A 19893-nucleotide genomic window follows, 5' to 3' on the forward strand; every position below is an offset into this window, starting at 1 on the left:
TTTGATAGCTTACATTATTTTATGCTGTTACATTATAATGTTCTTTTTTGCTGCTTCAAAAAAGAACCAAAAAAGGAGCCCCGTATTCGATGACGGCCCGAATACGGTTTGGTACCTTGATGGGGCTTATGTGCTACTGTAAACTGGGCGTAGGTTTTTCAATCATCGCTTTATTTTAGTTGGGATTACTTTATTGATTGTATTTTTTGTTGGTTGTCGTTTTGATAGCTTACCTTTTTTTTTGCTGTTGCATTGCAATGTACTTTTTTGCTTCTCCAAAAAAGTACCAAAAAAGGAGCCCCGTATTCGATGACGGCCCGAATACGGGTGGGTTCCCTGATTTGGCTTTTGTGCTACTGTAAACTGAACAGCGGTTTTTTAAATCATCGCTTTATACTATTTGGGGTAATTATTTTAGCTGTATTACTAGTTTATATATGCTAAAATTTATTTGCGCCCTTTCTCCGACCTTATAAAAATAAGGCGTTCAAAAATTTGAAATAGTGGAGCGTAAAAAAGAAAATGTTGAGAAAAGTTTCAAATGTTCATCAGGGCAATGGATGAACTGTTAACCGATGCTGCTGCTTAGCTTTTTTCTTTTTAGCGAAACGGTTCAAATTTTAGCCGTTTTTTATACAGTCTTGATTTTTTTTGTTACTTTTTTGTATCAAGACAAAAAAGTAAATAAGCTGTTTTTGGAATGATAAAATGGTGTTATGTAATGATATAGTTTTAGGGATGTAATAAATATGGAAGCCTTTTTTGTAAGAGCTGATAGCTTACTTTATTATTTGCTGTTGCATTATGATGTTCTTTTTTATTGCTCCAAAAAAGAACCAAAAAAGAAGCCCCGTATTCGATGACGGCCCGAATACGGGTTGGTTCCTTGATGGGGCTTTTGTGCTACTGTAAACTGGGCTGCGGTTTTTTAATCATCGCTTTATTTTAGTTGGGATTACTTTATTGATTGAATTTTTTGTTGGTTGTCGTTTTGATAGCTTACCTTTTTTTGTGCTGTTGCATTGCAATGTACTTTTTTGCTTCTCCAAAAAAGAACCAAAAAAAAAGCCCCGTATTCGATGACGGCCCGAATACGGGTGGGTTTCATGATGGGGCGGTTGTGTTACTGTAAACTGAGCTGCGTTTTTTTTTATCATCGCTATATGTTACTGGGCGTATAATTAAACTCAATCTTATTGAATGTTTACTCATATTATCTTGGGTACATCCATCTGACCTTATAAAAATAAGGCGTTAAAAAATTTGAAAAAGTGGAGCGTAAAAAAGAAAATGATGAGAAAAGTTTCAATGGTTCATCAAGGCAATGGATGAATTGTTAACAAATGTTGCTGCTTAGCTTTTTTCTTTTTAGCGTAACGGTTCAAATTTTAGCCGTTTTTTATACAGTCTTGATTTTTTTTGTTACTTTTTTGTATCAAGACAAAAAAGTAAATAAGCTGTTTTGGAGTAGGAAAATATGCTAAGCCTTTGTTTTTATTTACGCAAACCTATATTTTTACGTGGTTTTGAATTTTGATTTGAAAGCATATGAACAATGCTGTAACTAACGTTTAAATGATTAATAACATCTAGAAACACAGGCTTACAAAAGTGACGATGCGCATGATAAAAAAATAAATATTTTATTAAGGAAGGTACTGTTTGTGATTACAAATAACTTCTGCATTTTGTAATAAGGTGGCGTTTGGTTATTAATTTAAAACTAAATTAGCATATATACAATCGCCTAAATGCTATTGTTACCAACATCTCTAAAACGATACATTATTCACTCAGAAAATTCACTATGAACATTTCTTTTATTATTACCATCTGCATTTTATTATTACTTGCCTATGTATTCGACTTAACAGCAGCCAAAACAAAAATACCTTCTGTAATATTACTGTTGATTTTAGGCTGGACAGTTAAACAAGGTTGCAATATTTTTGATATAAACACACCAGACTTAACATCAATTTTGCCAATTTTAGGTACCGTTGGACTAATATTAATTGTTTTAGAAGGTTCGTTGGAATTAGAGTTAAATATGTCAAAATTATATTTTGTAGGAAAAACGTCGTTGGTTGCTTTGTTACCAATGATTTTGTTCAGTTTTTTACTTGCTTATGCTTTTAAATATTTTGGAAATACAACATTTAAAGTTGGACTTGCCAATGCCATCCCTTTTGCAGTTATTAGCAGTGCCATTGCTATCCCTAGTGTTCAAAATCTTATTCCAAAAAATAAAGAATTTATAACCTATGAAAGTAGTTTATCAGATATTTTTGGCGTTGTATTTTTTAACTTTATTACCCTGAATGATAATATAGGTACCTCATCAGTTGGTCACTTTATACTTGAGTTAACTGTTATTTTAATTGTCACTTTTATTGCTACACTTACGCTAGCTTTTTTATTAAGTAAAATTAAACATCATGTAAAGTTTGTTCCCATAATTTTAATGATCATCCTTATTTATGGAGCTTCTAAAATTTACCATTTACCCGCTTTAATTTTTATTTTACTTTTTGGTATCTTTTTGGGCAATATTGACGAACTTAAAAACATCAAACTAATACAGCAACTTAAACCAGACATTTTAAATAAAGAGGTTCATAAATTTAAAGACCTTGTAACTGAAATTGCATTTTTAATTAGGTCATTATTTTTTCTTCTTTTTGGTTTTTTAATTCAGACAGAAGAATTATTAAATGCAGCAACTATATTTTGGGCTATTGGAATTACGATCACTATTTTTATTATACGTTATGTATTTTTAAAATTGTTTAAACTTTCTATAAAACCTATCATTTTTATTGCTCCAAGAGGGTTAATTACCATTTTACTTTTTTTAACCATACCCGTTTCACAAGCAATAAACTTGGCAAATAAATCACTCATTATCCAGGTAATTACTTTAACTGCTTTGGTGATGATGATAGGTTTAATGACAAATAAAAAAACTAGTACAACTAGTTAAATATTGAAAGAATAATAAATAACGATGCAGGTAACAGTAGGCGTTGTACTATTACTGTTTTTCAAATATTGTACTAACAAATAATTATTATTGAACTTCAATTTGAGGTCGATTATTTTTTTGTAAGACAACGAATGAATAAGAACCCTTTGCATTTTTGGTGGGCTACTTTTTTGATCCTTAAAATTTTTGCTGACTTATTATAATGTACATTTTAGCCTTTGCAAAAAGCACCAAAAAAGGAGCTGTAATATTTTAATCATCGCTTTATCTTATGAACTGTATTAATTAATTCAATTCCTACGCTAGGTATACTGCTATCAGCTTGCACCATTCCATCCGACTTTATAAAAATAAGGCGTTCAAAAATTTGAAATAGTGGAGCGTAAAAAAGAAAATGTTGAGAAAAGTTTCAATTGCTCATCAGGGTAATGGATGAACTGTTAACCGATGCTGCTGCTTAGCTTTTTTCTTTTTAGCGAAACGGTTCAAATTTTAGCCGTTTTTTATACAGTCTTGATTTTTTTTGTTACTTTTTTGTATCAAGTCAAAAAAGTAAATAAGCTGTTTTTGGAGTGGGAAAATAGTATTCATCTTTTTACTGTTTTTTCTGGCTACAACATTCAGAGATTTGGCAACAATTCTCCCTAAGAATTGTCAGACTTTTGTTTCATTATAAACAATTAAACTAAAATACAATGGCAACAAAAGTTTGGTTAATAACTGGAACATCAAAAGGTTTTGGAAGAGTTTGGGCTGAAGCAGCTTTAAAACGTGGTGACAAAGTAGTAGCAACTGCACGAAACATTGACTCATTAGCTTCATTAAAACAAGCGTATGGAGACGCTGTACTACCTGTTACTTTGGATGTGAATAATAGAGTTGAATGTTTTTCTGCAGTTGATAAAGCCGTTAAACATTTTGGACAAATAGATGTACTTATAAACAATGCAGGTTTTGGCCACTTTGGTTATGTTGAAGAAATAAGTGAAAGTGAAGCTAGGCAACAAATTGAAACCAATTTATTTGGCTCACTTTGGATGATACAAGCTGTTCTACCTATTATGAGAAATCAAAAATACGGACATATTTTACAAGTATCTAGTATTGGAGGTGTAATGGCTTTCCCAAGTTTGGGTATTTATCATGCTTCTAAGTGGGCGGTAGAAGGTATTTGTGAATCAATGAACCAAGAAGTTGCTCAATTTGGTATTAAAACTACACTTATTGAACCAGCTGCATATGCCACAGAATGGGCTACTGCTTCTGCAAGTATCAGTACACCAATAGAAGCCTACAATGGATTAAGAGAAGCTATGAAAGCTGCAAGTAGCACTATGACATCGGGTGACCCCAATGCGACTGCTGAGGCTATTTTAAAAGTAGTAGATGTTACGAATCCGCCACTCAGGTTATTCTTAGGAAAACTACCACTTATGATGATAGAACCTACTTATAACAAAAGACTGGAAACTTGGAAAGAATGGAATGAAATATCTGCTAACGCTCAATAAGTAATTATGAAAACAATCAAAAAAATTTTACTTTACTTATTAATAGCATTTTACTTATTTATGGGGTCTATGCACTTTGTAAAACCCGAGCAGTATTTTGAAATGATGCCCTCATGGCTGCCAGTACATAGCATCCTCATATCACTAAGCGGTGTTATTGAAATTGCATTGGCTTTATTGCTAATACCCAACACAACTAGAACAATTGCTGCTAAAGTGATTATTGCAATGCTGATTATATTTTTCTTTGCCATACATATACCTCAAAGTATCAGTTACTATACATCAGGCAATAAACTATTCATAGCTAGCCTTATTAGATTACCCATTCAGTTTTTGTTTATAGGCTGGGCTTGGATGTTTGCAAAGAAGTAATTATAGAACACAAATCATGAGTGTAAAGTAGAGAACTATTTTGCACTCATTACACTTTACATAACAACATGGCACATAAAATAACACATATAAAAATCAACACCGTTTCTGAACTACACCGCTTGATGGAGATCCCAAAGCCGCTGCATCCATTAATTAGCTTGATTAATATGGACAATGTAAAACCTTCATCCCATCAAGAAGCTGTTAACTTTATACTTAACTTTTATAGTGTTTCCTTAAAAAGGAATGTAAAAGGAAAATTGAAATACGGACAAAATTATTACGACTTTGACGAAGGCGTACTTGGTATGACAGCCCCTCAACAAATTTTATCAGTAAATAATGATGATAATTACAGGGTTTCTGGTTGGTGGCTGGTATTTCATAAAGATTTTATTTTAAATTATCCATTAGGCAAAGCCATTAAAAACTATGGCTTTTTTTCTTATGCCGTGCATGAAGCTTTACACCTATCTGATAAAGAAGAAAAAATGTTAGAAACAATATTTAAAAATATTGAGCAAGAATATCAAACGAATATTGATACATACAGCCAAGATGTGATGGTGACTCAAATAGAACTATTACTCAACTACTGTAACAGATTTTATAATAGACAATTTCTTACAAGAAAAGCAGTAAATAATGATTTACTAACAAGATTTGAAAACTTACTTCATGAATATTTTAACAACGATAAAATTATTCAACAAAAACTTCCATCCGTTCATTACTTTTCTAATCAACTAAATATTTCCCCTAATTATTTAAGTGATATGCTAAAATCATTAACAGGCCAAACTACACAAGAACATATTCACAACAAACTTATAGAAAAAGCAAAAGAAATATTATCAACTACGAACTTATCTGTAGGCGAAGTAGCATATCAATTGGGTTTTGAGCATCCTCAATCGTTTAGTAAATTGTTTAAAGGCAAAACAAATATGACACCGTTGCAATTTAGAGCAACTTTCAATTAAATAGACGGAAGCGTTATGCCTTCGTTCGTATTCTTATGATCAAAATATTTGATGTGCTACAATTTCGTTATATAAAGAAACGAACTATTGCGAAGCGTTTGTATTTATTTGTGGACTGCTGTTTTGATAGCTTTCATTTTTATGCTCTTGCATTATGTTGAACTTTTTATTGCTCCAAAAAAGTACCAAAAAAGAACCCACCTGTATTCGATAACGGCCCGAATACGGGTTGGTTCCATGTTGGGGCGGTTGTGTTATTGTAAATTAATAATAGTATTTATCCAATAAAGAATAAACTTTTTTAGGATGAGACAAAACTAAATTTTTGGTAAACCTAATTCGTCTAAGAATTTATTATGTGTATCTCTTGCTTTGGCTATGTCTTTGTCAAGGTCGACGAGTTTTTTATTTACTTCCTTCAGGTCAATAAGTTCTTCGTCTAACGATGTGCTTATATACCTTGATATATTAAGGTTGAATTCGTTTTTAATGATTTCGTCCATCGATACTCTTCGAGAATAACGGATTTCTTCTTTTCGGTCTCTGTATGTTTCAACTATCTTGTCAATATTTTCAGGCAGTAAGTTGTTTTGTCGTTTGCCTTTTTCAAAGTGGTCAACGGCATTAATAAACAATACATCGTCAAACTTTTTGCACTTCTTTAAAACCAAAATACAAACAGGAATACCAGTCGAGAAAAACAGATTTGCAGGGAGTCCAATTACTGTGTCAATATTTCCGTCCTCTAAAAGTTTCCTTCTGATTTTTTCTTCTGCTCCGCTTCTGAATAAAACGCCATGAGGCAATATAATTGCCATTGTTCCTTCTTTACTTAAAAAATGAAAACCGTGTAAAAGGAAAGCAAAATCGGCTGCTGATTTTGGTGCAAGCCCGTAACTTTTAAAACGAAAATCTTGTCCCATTTCTTCTGATGGTTCCCAACGGTAGCTAAAAGGCGGATTGGCTACGATGGCATCAAATTCTAATTTCTTTGAAGGATTTATTTCATTCAAAACCTCCCAATCATTGACCAAAGTATCTCCGTGATGAATTGTAAATTCAGTGTCTTTCACTCCATGCAACAGCATGTTCATCCTTGCTAAGTTATAGGTCGTAATGTTTTTCTCTTGACCATAAATCTTACCGATTGTCCCACCTGCATCTGTCATTTTTTTACGGACGTTAAGTAATAATGATCCCGAACCACTGGTAAAGTCCAACACCCGTTCAATCTTTTTCTTTTCACCATTGCTTGGGTCTTGGCTGTCAAGTATTACAATAGAAGAAAGTATATCTGAAATTCGTTGAGGAGTGTAAAATTCACCTGCTTTTTGACCAGAACCTGCTGCAAATTTTCCAATCAAAAACTCATAGGCATTTCCTAAATAATCAGCATCATCCCCTTTATCGAATTCTTTTATGCCTTCTGCAATTGTTTGAATGATATTACAGAGCTTTTTATTTCGTTCTTCGTAGTTCTTGCCAAGTTTATCCGAATCTAAATTGATTTCAGAAAACAAGCCTTGAAAGGTGCTTTCAAAAGATTCGTTTTCTATGTATTTAAAGCCATCTTGTAAGGTGCGAAGTAATTCTTTGCTCTGTGTTCTTGCTAAATCCGCAATATTTTCCCATAGAAAATCTGGCTCAATTACATAGTGAACCTTTCTTCGCATTTGCTTTTCAAACTCTTTTATGTCATTAGGATTATCGAGATACCACTTTCTAAGTGGTGAGACTGGAATATTTACAGTATTCTCAATGGCTATGACTTTATTGTCCTGATTGGCACGAAATTTCTTCTCAATTTTTAACTCTAATGCATCTTTTTGAATAGTAATAAAAAGATTGTTAGTGGGATAGTCTTTGCCCAATTCCTTTTTAGCTGCTGCTTCGTAGTTGTCGCTTAGATAGCGTAAGAACAAAAATGAAAGCATGTAATCTCGGAACTGGTCAGCGTTCATTGCGCCACGCAATTCATCTGCGATTTTCCAGAGTGTATTGCCTAATTGTGTTTGATTATTTTCTGTCATTGCCGATTTTAGAATTTGAAATTGTATTTGGTTTGTAATTTGTCAAAGACATCTTTGAACAAATCAATTTGCTGAGGGGACATTTCATTGAATTGGAAGCGATACACATTCTGATGAGAAAGTGAGTTAATCATTTCTAATGTTTCATTTGGATTCGCCACGTTGATCTCTGATAGAATAAAACCAACCCTGCCTGAACCTATGAAAGATGAAATGTTCTCAAGCAATTGCCTCAAAAGCACAAAATGAAAAATATAGAGTTTGCTATTCTTTGCTTCTTCTAAGGTTTGCAACAGATGGAGATGGAAGAGAAATACATCTTTTGTGTGATTTTGTAAATCAAAGTCATCTCCATTTCTGGTTAGGATTTGTGGCTTACATAAGTTTTTGTATTTATCGCTTTTTTCTCCTTTTCTTAATCTGTCAAACAGTATCGAGTATAGCCCAATATGGTGTGTAGTTATTATCAGTCTTTTTTGGGACTTTTCGATTTTATCATCTATAAGCTGAACGATTGAGTCTGCTGTAATGAAAATATTGTGGTCATCTAAACTTGATACTGGGTCATCAATAAAAAAGTGTGCATCTTTTTCGCCTGTCCATGCATCTGCATCAAATAGAGCAAGAAAAAAGCACCATACAAAAATTCTTTCTTCCCCTCTTGATATTTTTATGTTTTGTTCTTCGCCTCTGCCAAAGCGAATTGCATCAATTCCAATTTCAGGATTTGTGTTAATATCAAATGAATAGGTGTAGGATGGTAAATAACGTACAAGCTTCTCATCAAGCAGCGCTGGATTTTCGATAATAGAACTGAAGTACGGATTTAGGCTACTTGGTATTACCTCAAGTCGCATGTTTTCATTGTCGTTCGGTTCATCATTGTCCCATCTAAATAAATCCTCACTGTAAGCATTGTAATAAACTCCAGTATGTTTACCATCTTCTTTCTTCGTTACGTTTTTATATTCAACCGATAATTTTGTCTTTCCGGTTGAGTTGAAAGCATAGATTAGCGTAATAGGTTCGTTACTTTCTTTTAATTTTTGTGCTATCTCTTTTAAACTACTCATTCCGTTACTTCATTTACATTAGGAAACAAACCTTGCAATAAGCCTTTCTTGTGAAGTTGCAGTGCTTTCAACTTTTGATTTTGTGCTTTTATCAAATCATCAACAGACGAAAGTGTATCAGCAATTTTACCTTGTTCTTTCGGGTTTTTTGGAACTGGAAATTCATATTTGATAAAGTTCTTCCCATTGATTGAATTTATTGTTGCACCTAAATCTGCTCTGACTTGTTTGTCGTAATAGTCTGATTGGAATAACTGAAAGACAAAAGCAGGATTATTTGCTCTGAATACAGTCATGAACGCACCGTGAGTTGCAAGAGGAAGTCCTTCAGGAATAATTGCATTTTTTCCAATAAGATTTTTGGAACCATTTCTAACACAAACTAAAATATCTTTAGGTTTAGTTAGGTTAGCTCCGTTTATATCCTCTCTTACATAAACGCAATCTTTTAAATCTATAAGTCCATCCTGAATATTTGACGACCTTAAAACTAATAAACCTTTTTCACGGACATCTTCTGGACTATATGTAAGTCCATTGATTAAATAACCTAATTTACTTAGTTCAGTAACTTCCCACTCCCCACTATCCTCAAACTCCTTAAACCTAAATTTAGGAACGGTTTCGCCTGCTTGCGGCAACAGGTTTTGCAGTAAGCCCTTTTTGTGGTCTTTAAGCACTTCCAGCTTTTGGCTTTCGGCTGTGATAACTTCATCTAAGGAAGAAAGACAAGCAGCGATTTTTTGTTGTTCTTGCTCAGAATTTGGTGTGCATAACAATAAACTTTTTAATTGCCCTCCTGTAATCAACGGCTGCCCTGAACCAAAGACAAGTCTGTTTAATCCAATTTTATCAAGAGAATAAAATATAAAATTGATTAGGTCTTTCTTAATTAAATCAATTACTAATGTATTATCAGTTACGCCAAATTTCCCGTTGACTTTATTAAGCTGCCCTGCATTTGCTCCAACCCTTGCTACTAAAATAAAAGCACCGTCATAGTTTGCGTTTTCAGATTTCCCAATAATTCCAGTTGAACCATAAAGGTCATATTCACCTTCAATTGCATTTTTATCTTTTCCCGAAGAAATGCTTAAACAAAACTTTTCAAATGATTTCTTATTCCATTCCCCATCATATTCAAACTCAGGAAACCTCAGTTTCGGCATCAATTTATTTTCGTTGTTGTTACTCATACGCTTTCAGTCCTGATATTTCCCGCCCTTCGGCTTTCTTTTTTAAAATAGGTGTCAATTCGTCCATCAATGCCAATTCTCTTTTGGTGCGTTCCTTCCAACCTAAATCCAAAGGTTCAAAGAGTTCACTCAGTTTGTCGGCATCAAAAATCATTCGGCTAATGATGGCATCTGTAAATTGCTGCAAAGCCGAAACATCTAAGCCATTATTGTTGGCTATTTCCGCTAATCGTTGGGTAATTTTTGCTTCCTTAAAATTTTGATAGCCGTCTTTTATTTCATGCTCGTTCAATGCCTTACCAACTTCCAATGTTTTGATGTAGTCAATAATATCTTCCTTTTCTTCCATCAGGTTGGCACTGCTGCTCAACACACCAATGAGTTGGTCACGGGTCATTTTCTGCTTTTTCGGTGTGCCTTGTGTGTATTTGGCAATCAGGTTCATGATGTAATCATAATCCACCACCGAAGAAGCAAACAACACAAATTCAAAATCTAATTGCTGAATGTTTTCAGGGGCTTTGTCGCCTTCTTTTTGCTGAATTTCTTTCAGTTGTTTGGCAATTTCTATATACGAACTGCGGAATGAACGCAATTGCTCTTCGGGCATCAGCTCGTCAATGGTTGCTTTCTGCTCTTCGTTTAAATCGGTGTATTGGTCAAGCTGTGTTTTCAGGCGTTGCACTTCTTTAAAGCGGTTGATAAACTCCACACGGGCAACATCGCCTTTAATGTTGTAAACTTCTTGTGGCTCTGCTGCAATGTTTTTATCAGTCATCCATTTCTCCATTGCCTTCACCGCCTCTTGATACTTTTCAATCACTTTAGGAGCAGGGTCAACCAACCAAATTTCTTTTGCCCGTCCGGTATCTTCTCCGCTAAATAGGGCAATGGCTTTGTCCACTTCATCTTGCTGTTGCCTAAAGTCTAAAATATTTCCGTAAGGTTTGGTATCATTCAAAATACGGTTGGTTCGGCTAAATGCCTGTATCAATCCATGAAATTTCAAATTCTTATCTACATACAAGGTGTTCAGGTATTTGCTGTCAAAGCCGGTGAGCAACATATCTACCACAATCACCAAATCAATTTTGTTCTTGTGCGGATAGTCGGCATTGCTAAATTTTTGAAATTTTATGCGTTGTTGCACATCTTGGTAATACAAGTCAAACTCGGTGATTTTATGGTTTGAGCCATATTGTTTGTTGTAATCGCTGATAATTGCTTCCAATGCTTTTTTCTTCTTTTCGGGTTCAACTTTGTTGTCGGCTTTTTCTTGTTGTAAATCTTCCTGCAATTGCTGAACGTCTTTGTTCCCTTCGGCAGGTGGAGAGAATACACAAGCAATATTTAAAGAAATGAAGTTTTCATCTTCTTTGGCTTTGCTTGCCTGAATATCTTTGAATAGTTCGTAATATTCAATAGCATCATTGATTGAAGCCGTTGCCAATAAAGCGTTAAAGCGTTTGCTATGTGTGGCAGCATCATGTTTTTTTAGAATAGCATTCGCAACTGCTTTTTTGTGTTCTGTGCTTCCAATGGTTACATTTTTTTCAGGCTTGAAATAGTCAATATGAAAACGCAATACATTTCTATCTTCAATAGCATGAGTGATAGTGTAGTTATGTAACGGGTTTTGGAAAATATCTTTAGTAGTTATATAAGAACCAACTGTTCCATCAATTTGCTTGTAAGTGGCATTGTCGTCAAAAATGGGTGTTCCTGTAAATCCGAACAACTGTGATTTAGGGAAAAATTCCTTTATTGCTTTATGGTTTTCGCCAAACTGTGAACGGTGGCACTCGTCAAAAATGAAAACGATGCGTTTGTCGCTTAACGGTTCTAAGCGTTCCTTATAGTTGTTTTTATTGTTTGGGTCTAAAGCCAAGCCCAATTTTTGAATGGTGGTTACAATTACTTTGTTGGCGTAATCTTCCGAAAGCATTCGTCTTACCAATGTTTCTGTGTTGGTGTTTTCCTCAACGCAACCTTCCTGAAACTTGTTGAACTCCTCACGGGTTTGTCTGTCCAAGTCTTTGCGGTCAACCACAAACAAACATTTTTCAATATTCGGATTGTCTTTGAGTAGAGTAGATGCTTTGAAAGATGTCAGCGTTTTTCCGCTTCCTGTTGTATGCCAAATGTAGCCGTTTCCTTTGTGTTCTTGTATTGAATTTACAATTGCCTTAACTGCATAAATCTGATAGGGTCGCATCACTAACAACTTTTGTTCGCTTGCCACCAATACCATGTATTTGCTAATCATTTGGCTCAAGGTGCATTTGCTCAAAAACTTTTCTGAGAAGTCGTCTATGTGTGTGATTTTTTTATTATCCTCACTGGCAAATTGATAAACAGGCAAAAATTGCTCATCAGCATTAAAGCTGAAATGAGAAGCGTTGTTGTTAGCAAAATAATAGGTGTTACTGCGATTGGTAACAATAAAAAGCTGCATAAAACAAAGCAATGAGTTCGTATAACCATTGCCTAGGTCGCTTTTGTAGTCCACAATTTGCTGCATGGCTTTTCGTGGGCTTACTTCAAGGGTTTTTAATTCTATTTGAACAACAGGTATTCCGTTAATCAATAAAATAACATCGTAACGGTGGTTGCTATTTTCTGTATTTATGCGAAGTTGATTGATAACTTCAAATTCGTTTTTGCACCAGTCTTTTATGTTTACCAAAGTGTAATGCAAAGGCGTTCCGTCCTCACGGCTAAAAGTGTTTATTTCACGTAATCGTTTGGAAGATGCAAAAACGTCTGAATTGATAATCTCGTCTCTGAGTCTGGCAAATTCAGCGTCAGTCAGATTAACTCTATTGAGTGCCTGAAATTTTTCACGGAAATTCTTTTCCAGCGAAGCCCTGTCCTTGATATCCGACCTGTAACTATATTTCAGATCAGTAAGTTTGGTTATTAAACTATCTTCTATTTGTTGTTCTTTTATCATTAATTGATTGTCAGAAGTTTAATTTACAAAGTAAGCGAAAAGTATTAGTGTGCTATTCAATAAATATTACTCCATAAAATATCAACTACAAGATTTAGGTTTACGTTAATGTTTTAAGTAACATAAAATGCTGGTAATCTTTTTAAAATATTTGGAGTGCTATTGGGGCACGTATATTTCACAAATTACAAAAATTAATCAAACAAATTTTGTTACTCACCTAAAATAGCAGTAACAATACTATCCGCATCCATACCTTTTAATACCATTTGATACACTCGGCCCGTCAGTTGTCCAAATGCACCAGCAATACGTTTATGTGTGGGTAATTGAGGGTAAATAGTACGTGCAATAGCAACAGCAGTAGCAAACACAGTATTACAACGCCGGCTTGCTGCAAACGCAGGGTCAGTCGCTACAACCGCAGCCGTTAAACTACTCTTTCGCCGTTCGTAATATTGTCCATTTAAACTAAAGTAAGTGGTGTTTTTTACAGTACCAGTAATGGGTATAGGTCCTTTCTGTTTGGGCATAGATTATGTTTATTCTAAACTAATAATTTTTATGGTTTAAATAATTGTCGTACACCAAAAATGAGCACAACAAACAAAATTTTAAAATACACTTAACAAACAAGCGTAGGTCTTAAAAAGCAATTATCGACTGTGTAGTTATCCTGCTATTTATGTCATTATACATAAACATATAATCCATTCAATAAAGTATTGAAAGCACTACCTAACAATTCAACAATAGCTTTGTAACAATCCACTTACTCCGTACCAACAGCTTTACAACAGCTATAATACAGCTATGGTACAGTTATATAATAGCTTTACAAAAATTCCCCATCTTACTTTGCCCATTTACCCACAAACAAATACGCTAATAAAGCGAAATTTAGTTTCGTAAGGTCACATACCAAGGTGTAGTCAATTTACATCCACCCCCCATTTCACACACAAACAACCGCATTTTGGCTACTTGCCTGTTTTTTTAATGGAACAACTTTGCATTTCACTATTCAATTAAAAAATATGCAATACAATGTATTAGGCAATACGGGTTTAAAAGTGTCAGCACTTTGCTTAGGCACTATGAATTATGGCGGCAAAGGCTTTTTTGGTTATATGGGTCAGCTTGATCAGCAAGCCGTAGCCGAACAAATTAAAACGGTAGTGGCTGCTGGCGTTAATTTTATTGATACCGCTAATATTTACTCCGAAGGTCTTTCTGAAGTAATGATTGGTAAAGCCATTAAAAACCTGGGTATCAACAGAAATGATTTGGTGTTGGCCACCAAAGTGAGGGGTTCTATGGGTGCTGGTGTAAACGATAGCGGCTTGTCTAAAAAACATATCATACAACAAGTAGAAGCTAGCTTGCAACGCTTGGGTACTGATTATATTGACCTCTACCAAATACATACTGCTGACCCATTAACACCCATAGAAGAAACCATTAGAACCTTAGATGATTTGGTACGCAGTGGTAAAATAAGGTATTATGGTGCAAGCAATATGGCAGCTTGGCAAGTAATGAAAGGCGTATCATACGCTCAATACAACCATTTAGATCGTTTTGCTTCGCTACAAGCCAATTACTCGTTAGATGTTCGAGATGCCGAACGTGAGTTGGTACCGATGTTGTTAGATCAAAAAATAGGTATGCTGGTATGGAGCCCCTTGAGTGGTGGTTTGCTTACGGGCAAATACAAACGTGGTGCAACAAAAGAGGTGGGCCGTTTGAGTAGCTTCCCCTTCCCTCCTTTTCATGAAGCAAGGGCCTATGATGTGTTAGATGTTTTGATACCAATGGCAGCAGCAAAAAAGGTTTCAGTAGCACAATTGGCCTTAGCTTGGTTATTACAGCAGCCTGTTGTAAGTAGTGTCATTATTGGTGCTACAAAAATTTCGCAGCTGCAAGATAATTTGGCTTGTGTAGCTATAACCTTCACCGCCGCTGAGTTACAGCAGTTGCATGAAGTGAGTCAGTTACCGCCTGAGTACCCCGGTAATGTGTTGGCATTAATGACGGCAGACAGAAGTACTGGCACTGATTTTTTAAAAGCTTAAATTTACAGCACAACCAGTAGTTAGTTCACTATTACTGTCTACTCAATTTACATGAAACCAACAGCACCCCATATCAAAAATATACCATCGGTAAAAGAAGCACATGCTGTGATGGGTTTGCCAAGCCCGTTACACCCCCTTATTACGATTATTGACCATGCGGCTACGAGCCATTACGAAGCTGCTCCACATGAAAAAATGATGTTCGGGTTATACAATATCAGCATTAAAAAAAGTTTTAAAGGCATTTTAAAGTATGGCAAAAACCACTATGATTTTGATGATGGTACGATGTCGTTTATAGCACCGAACCAAGTTATTGCTGTTGATGGAGATGCTGATAGAAATAGTGATGGTTGGTCGTTGTTATTTCACCCCGATTTAATTCGGCAATACCCATTAGGCAATGCTATTAAAAACTATGGTTTCTTTTCGTATGAAGTGCATGAAGCCTTGCACTTATCTGATGAAGAAGAAAAAACCATTGAAGGAATTGTGCAACAAATAAAGAAAGAAATTAGCTCGAGGTTAGATCTTTTTAGTCAGGATGTTATCGTATCAAACCTAGAATTATTATTGAGCTATTGTAACCGTTTTTATAACCGACAATTCATTACAAGAAAAATGGCAAACAATGATTTGTTGGCAAACTTTGAACGTTTGTTAGCGGCTCATTTTAATAATGATACCATTACTACTTTGCCTACGGTAGCAACATTAGCCAATGCCTTACATGTTTCGTCGGCATATTTGAGTGATATGTTACGCAATGTAACAGGCCTCAACACCCAACAACATATACACGAAAAACTTATTGAAAAAGCGAAGGCATTATTAACTACCACCAATGCATCAGTAAGTGAAATTGCTTACCAATTAGGGTTTGAGCATCCACAATCGTTCAGCAAATTATTTAAAAGTAAAACGCATGTAACACCGGTGCTGTATAGAAATAGTTTTAATTAATGATAAAGTAACAATTTTCTTAAGTGAATGTTGCACATTAATCACCATCATCAATTTATAAACTAATAGGTAAATACATATACAACAACTTATTTTATTAGTTTATATTTAGAAAAAAACTAGTTTGTGTATGGATAAACATCCAAACAATATTGATGCTTTGATGGCATTAGGTGCAGAGTGTTACGCTCATTTAAAATCACTTTGGCAACATACACTATTGGGCATTGCTGATAATATAACTTACAACCCTTCTTTGAACCATATCTTGTTAGATATATTGGGGGTTGGCTTGTTACCAACTTATCAGTTTTTACATACCCAACAACCTAGCTTTGCTGCATTTGAACAATGGATTTTGGCTCAAAATAGCGGCAACCTAACTGCAACTACTATTGCACAATGTCAACAATTATTTAGTGCAACGCTAACTTCAGCAATACCTACCAATGAAGCGGTACTATCTGAGGAAGATTTGGATTTTTGGGATACACATGGTTACGTTATCATTAAAAATGCCGTATCAAAAGAAGACTGCACAGCAGCATGTGATGCTATTTGGAAATATTTACAGATGGATGCTGCAGATAGCAATAGTTGGTACCAAGCTAGTGACGCTGTACAAGGTATTATGGTGCCTTTATACAGGCATGCCGCCATTGATGCTAACAGAAATAACCCTGTTATAAAAAAAGCATTTCAACAATTATGGGGGCATGAGGGCTTGGTAGTAACTACAGATAAATGTGGTTTTAATCCGCCTGAAACAGCAGCTTATACCTACCGTGGTATTGGTTTGCATTGGGATGTAAGTTTGGCCCAGCCCATTCCCTTTGGCACACAAGGTATTTTATATTTAACTGATACAGCTGCCCACCAAGGCGCCTTAACAGTGGTACCAGGGTTTCATCATCAAATTTCAGATTGGCTGTATCATTATTCGAAAGATACACACCCTCGTGATGATGATTTTACCGCTTTTGAAAAAGTAGCCATTGCAGGCAATGCTGGCGATTTCATTATTTGGAACCATTTGTTGCCCCACAGTAGTAGCGCCAATAAAGCCACTACACCAAGGTTGGTACAATATATTAATTGGTATGATCCTTTACAAAAAGTAGCCGATAGTTGGATTTGATTATTTACCAATACTAATATCATATCAAACCAACATTTGCTTTGGTAAGTACCGCCACCAAACAAATACGTGCATTTAATAAATTTCTTTTAGAGAGTACCTAAGCTGAAAATAAAATGGTAATAAACTAGTTTTTATTATAAAAAATTAACTTAAAACAACTAGTGAAACATTAATCATTCAATAAAAAACTTGCAAAGTAACTATGCTTAAAAGTTGTAATGAATACCCATTTCATTGGTTACTTTAAAATTATTAATTAAGTCAGGTAACATACTTTTATACTCTTGAATATTCCAATTTGACCTGAGCAATTTGAAATAATTTTCAATAGATATTTTAAAACCAATTCTTTTACGCCATGTTTCGAGGCTATCGATATTATATACAGGATAAAGCACTTGTTCTCCTTTATAATAAGCTAATTGTGTTCCGTAATATTGAAACCTATTATTGCTTACATTAATTCTATCTTCAAGTAAAGCCAGTGTTTCAAATAATTGTGGATCTTTTTTGTAAGCATCAACTAAATAAGGGTAATATTTTTCTTGTATTTGTAATGGCGCATGTTGTATAACTATTCCTATGGTTCGTTGACCAAAAATACCAACATCATTAATAGTGGGCCATTTATATTTATCAAGAAATGCAGTTACAATTTTTAAGTTTTGGGCATCAATTTTTTGTTGTTCTTTCCAACCTTTCTTTGTGAATCCGTAACCTAGTATTCTATTTTTTTGATCATCTATAAAAACTGACTTAAATATAGGTATCCACTTTTTCATAGTGTCATTCACTTTATCAAAATATGGATCTTTAAAAGACTGAATTAATTCCATTCTTTTTTCATGTTCAGCTTTGGCTTTTTGATATGCTTTAACCTCTTTAGATTGGCAACTAGCAAAAACTATTGCTAATAAAAATAAACCCTATTAATGAGATTTTGAATACTTTAAACAAAATTTTAAGCATTATATTATTTGAAGAACAATGATAATATTTCGTTTCTGATAATATTAGTTATAAATAAATTTTAAAAAATACTATAAAATCAAAATACTTTTTAAAATTAGTAAATCCTTGTAATTGTTTTAAAAGTATTGAAAAAATCGAATTGATCGTATTTAAAAACGGTAGATTAATTATTAAAATTTTGAAGAAGTATTTACTGAGTTAACAATAGCTTTACATTATTGTGATGTCCAATTTATTACATAATGTCTGATAAAAAATTACAGTGTCATAAATTATTTAAACTGCAATCAAAAAAAACTTTCTTGCATTGCTTATGCAAGAAATAAATATTATAAAATAAAAGACCGTTGTAATTAAATATTACAATCAATGAATTTTTCTATATTCTTCTGGAGTGAGCTTGGTAGTTTCTTTTACTTTACTGTAAGATCTAATTAATACCATTGACATAATCGTAATCAAAATAAATATCGATACAGAAATAATTTTTACTTTATTATTCATAATATTTTTTTTAACAATTTTTACAAATTCTCTCTTGTACACAATCATAATAAGCATTTATTTCTGCTTGAGTTGCAGGAGAGCCTACTGTTGAAGTAGGGGGACTACAGTGTATTGCTGAAGAAACAGCTACAGAAATATTTTCCCAAAAATTACAGTCATCCGCATTAACTGTTCCATTTGTATTTCGATGACATTTATCACCAAAATAAATAAAAGAATTTATTGAATTTGCATCGTCATTTTTCTCCTTCCTTTCTATTTGTATCAATATTTTAAAATATTCTTCAACCTTAGCTTCACTGTATTTTTTGCATAAAATCTTTGAAGCGCTAACTATTATATCTAGTGAGTTTTTTATATCATTAAAATTATTTGATTTTAATGCAGATTTATACTCTATAATATTATCTGTAATACTTTATAGATTGATATCGGTTTTAAAAGAATCAATTGAATTGTCAAAAGAATTTTATTTAACACATGAAATAATAGTACAGACCAAAACAAAAAACGATAAATTTTTAATAGTTTTCATATTCCTTTTTATTAACAACTTCCAACAGATTTGAGGCGCTGTGGAATAAATAATAAAATTGTATTATTACTTCCGCCTATTTACTATTCAATACTATAAAGTTATAAAGAGCTGATAACAGATTGTAAATGATATTTAGTAAAATATGTAGAAATACATCTTTTGTATTAGATTTAGCTTGAACTACTTTGTAAATGTTTAATATTTTTATAAGTCGAAAATAAAAATTAATATTTTGTATACATTAGTTGATTGTAGTAATAAAAATAGATTTATGTAGATTTTAAACAAACAATACTTTTACAACTAATCTATTTACAATAAAAAATCATGTCACGTAAACGCAACCCCATTTCATTTCCCCTTATCATCATATTTATTATTATTGCAGCTGCATTATGGAAACTTATCAACTTTAGTAATTTCAGCATTCAAAAACCCGGCTTGGCATTGGTATATGCTATTTGTTTGATAGTGTTGTTTTATTTAATGCTAAAGCGTATTAACCATAAAGATGATGCTACTTCATAAAAAAAACGACCGTACATTTTTTTAATGTAACGGTCGTAATTCAATGTTTATATGAA

The 19893-nt window shown here is 33.7% G+C and carries 15 protein-coding genes; 8 read left to right on the plus strand and 7 right to left on the minus strand.

The genetic code is table 11. The annotated features are described in order from the left end of the window. The first annotated feature begins 1909 nt into the window (after positions 1–1909). The 4 genes from ACFOWM_RS04845 to ACFOWM_RS04860 all read left to right on the plus strand — a co-directional run bounded on the left by ACFOWM_RS04845 (position 1910) and on the right by ACFOWM_RS04860 (position 5858). Positions 1910–2983 carry a hypothetical protein gene (locus ACFOWM_RS04845; protein WP_379707551.1) on the plus strand — a complete coding sequence of 358 codons (1074 nt, stop codon included), beginning with the start codon at positions 1910–1912 and terminating at the stop codon, positions 2981–2983. 698 nt (positions 2984–3681) lie between these two features. Further along, a complete protein-coding gene (locus ACFOWM_RS04850) occupies positions 3682–4497 on the plus strand; it encodes an SDR family oxidoreductase (protein ID WP_379707552.1) in 816 nt (271 codons plus the stop codon). Between the two features lie 6 nt (positions 4498–4503). Next, positions 4504–4872, plus strand: a complete 369-nt coding sequence (locus ACFOWM_RS04855) for a DoxX family protein (RefSeq protein WP_379707553.1) — start codon at positions 4504–4506, stop codon at positions 4870–4872. Between the two features lie 68 nt (positions 4873–4940). Further along, entirely contained in the window at positions 4941–5858 is a 918-nt protein-coding gene (locus ACFOWM_RS04860) for a helix-turn-helix domain-containing protein (RefSeq protein WP_379707554.1), read from the plus strand. Positions 5859–6175: 317 nt separating this feature from the next. On the opposite strand, the gene ACFOWM_RS04865 is transcribed toward ACFOWM_RS04860, so the two are convergent. From ACFOWM_RS04865 to ACFOWM_RS04885, 5 genes are all read right to left on the minus strand, one after another. Further along, positions 6176–7888 (minus strand): type I restriction-modification system subunit M, encoded by a 1713-nt coding sequence (locus tag ACFOWM_RS04865; protein ID WP_379707555.1) that lies wholly within the window; start codon positions 7886–7888, stop codon positions 6176–6178. A gap of 8 nt (positions 7889–7896) precedes the next feature. Beyond that, entirely contained in the window at positions 7897–8961 is a 1065-nt protein-coding gene (locus tag ACFOWM_RS04870; RefSeq protein WP_379707556.1) for an AAA family ATPase, read from the minus strand. Beyond that, positions 8958–10157, minus strand: a complete 1200-nt coding sequence (locus ACFOWM_RS04875) for a restriction endonuclease subunit S (protein WP_379707557.1) — start codon at positions 10155–10157, stop codon at positions 8958–8960. Before ACFOWM_RS04875 ends, ACFOWM_RS04870 begins: the two co-directional genes overlap by 4 nt. Continuing rightward, positions 10150–13110 (minus strand): type I restriction endonuclease subunit R, encoded by a 2961-nt coding sequence (locus ACFOWM_RS04880; protein ID WP_379707558.1) that lies wholly within the window; start codon positions 13108–13110, stop codon positions 10150–10152. Before ACFOWM_RS04880 ends, ACFOWM_RS04875 begins: the two co-directional genes overlap by 8 nt. Positions 13111–13322: 212 nt before the next feature. Further along, complete coding sequence (locus ACFOWM_RS04885) at positions 13323–13643, minus strand: hypothetical protein (protein WP_379707559.1); 321 nt, start codon at positions 13641–13643, stop codon at positions 13323–13325. 504 nt (positions 13644–14147) lie between these two features. On the opposite strand from ACFOWM_RS04885, the gene ACFOWM_RS04890 reads away from it, so the two are divergent. The 3 genes from ACFOWM_RS04890 to ACFOWM_RS04900 all read left to right on the plus strand — a co-directional run bounded on the left by ACFOWM_RS04890 (position 14148) and on the right by ACFOWM_RS04900 (position 17289). Continuing rightward, entirely contained in the window at positions 14148–15185 is a 1038-nt protein-coding gene (locus ACFOWM_RS04890; protein WP_379707560.1) for an aldo/keto reductase, read from the plus strand. A gap of 51 nt (positions 15186–15236) precedes the next feature. After that, positions 15237–16151 (plus strand): helix-turn-helix domain-containing protein, encoded by a 915-nt coding sequence (locus tag ACFOWM_RS04895; RefSeq protein ID WP_379707561.1) that lies wholly within the window; start codon positions 15237–15239, stop codon positions 16149–16151. Between the two features lie 130 nt (positions 16152–16281). Then, a complete protein-coding gene (locus ACFOWM_RS04900; RefSeq protein WP_379707562.1) occupies positions 16282–17289 on the plus strand; it encodes a phytanoyl-CoA dioxygenase family protein in 1008 nt (335 codons plus the stop codon). Between the two features lie 209 nt (positions 17290–17498). Here the strand turns inward: ACFOWM_RS04900 and ACFOWM_RS04905 are convergent, their stop codons facing one another. Together ACFOWM_RS04905 and ACFOWM_RS04910 are read right to left on the minus strand one after the other, a co-directional pair. Further along, on the minus strand, positions 17499–18128 hold the full coding sequence (locus ACFOWM_RS04905; protein WP_379707563.1) for a DUF6624 domain-containing protein: 630 nt from the start codon (positions 18126–18128) through the stop codon (positions 17499–17501). Between the two features lie 650 nt (positions 18129–18778). Then, positions 18779–19039 (minus strand): hypothetical protein, encoded by a 261-nt coding sequence (locus ACFOWM_RS04910; protein WP_379707564.1) that lies wholly within the window; start codon positions 19037–19039, stop codon positions 18779–18781. A gap of 597 nt (positions 19040–19636) precedes the next feature. Here ACFOWM_RS04910 and ACFOWM_RS04915 point away from each other — a divergent pair. Next, a complete protein-coding gene (locus tag ACFOWM_RS04915; RefSeq protein ID WP_379707565.1) occupies positions 19637–19837 on the plus strand; it encodes a hypothetical protein in 201 nt (66 codons plus the stop codon). Positions 19838–19893 lie beyond the last annotated feature (56 nt).

Origin of the sequence: Ferruginibacter yonginensis (genome assembly GCF_042651465.1) — a bacterium.
GTDB classification, from domain to species: Bacteria; Bacteroidota; Bacteroidia; order Chitinophagales; family Chitinophagaceae; genus Ferruginibacter; species Ferruginibacter yonginensis.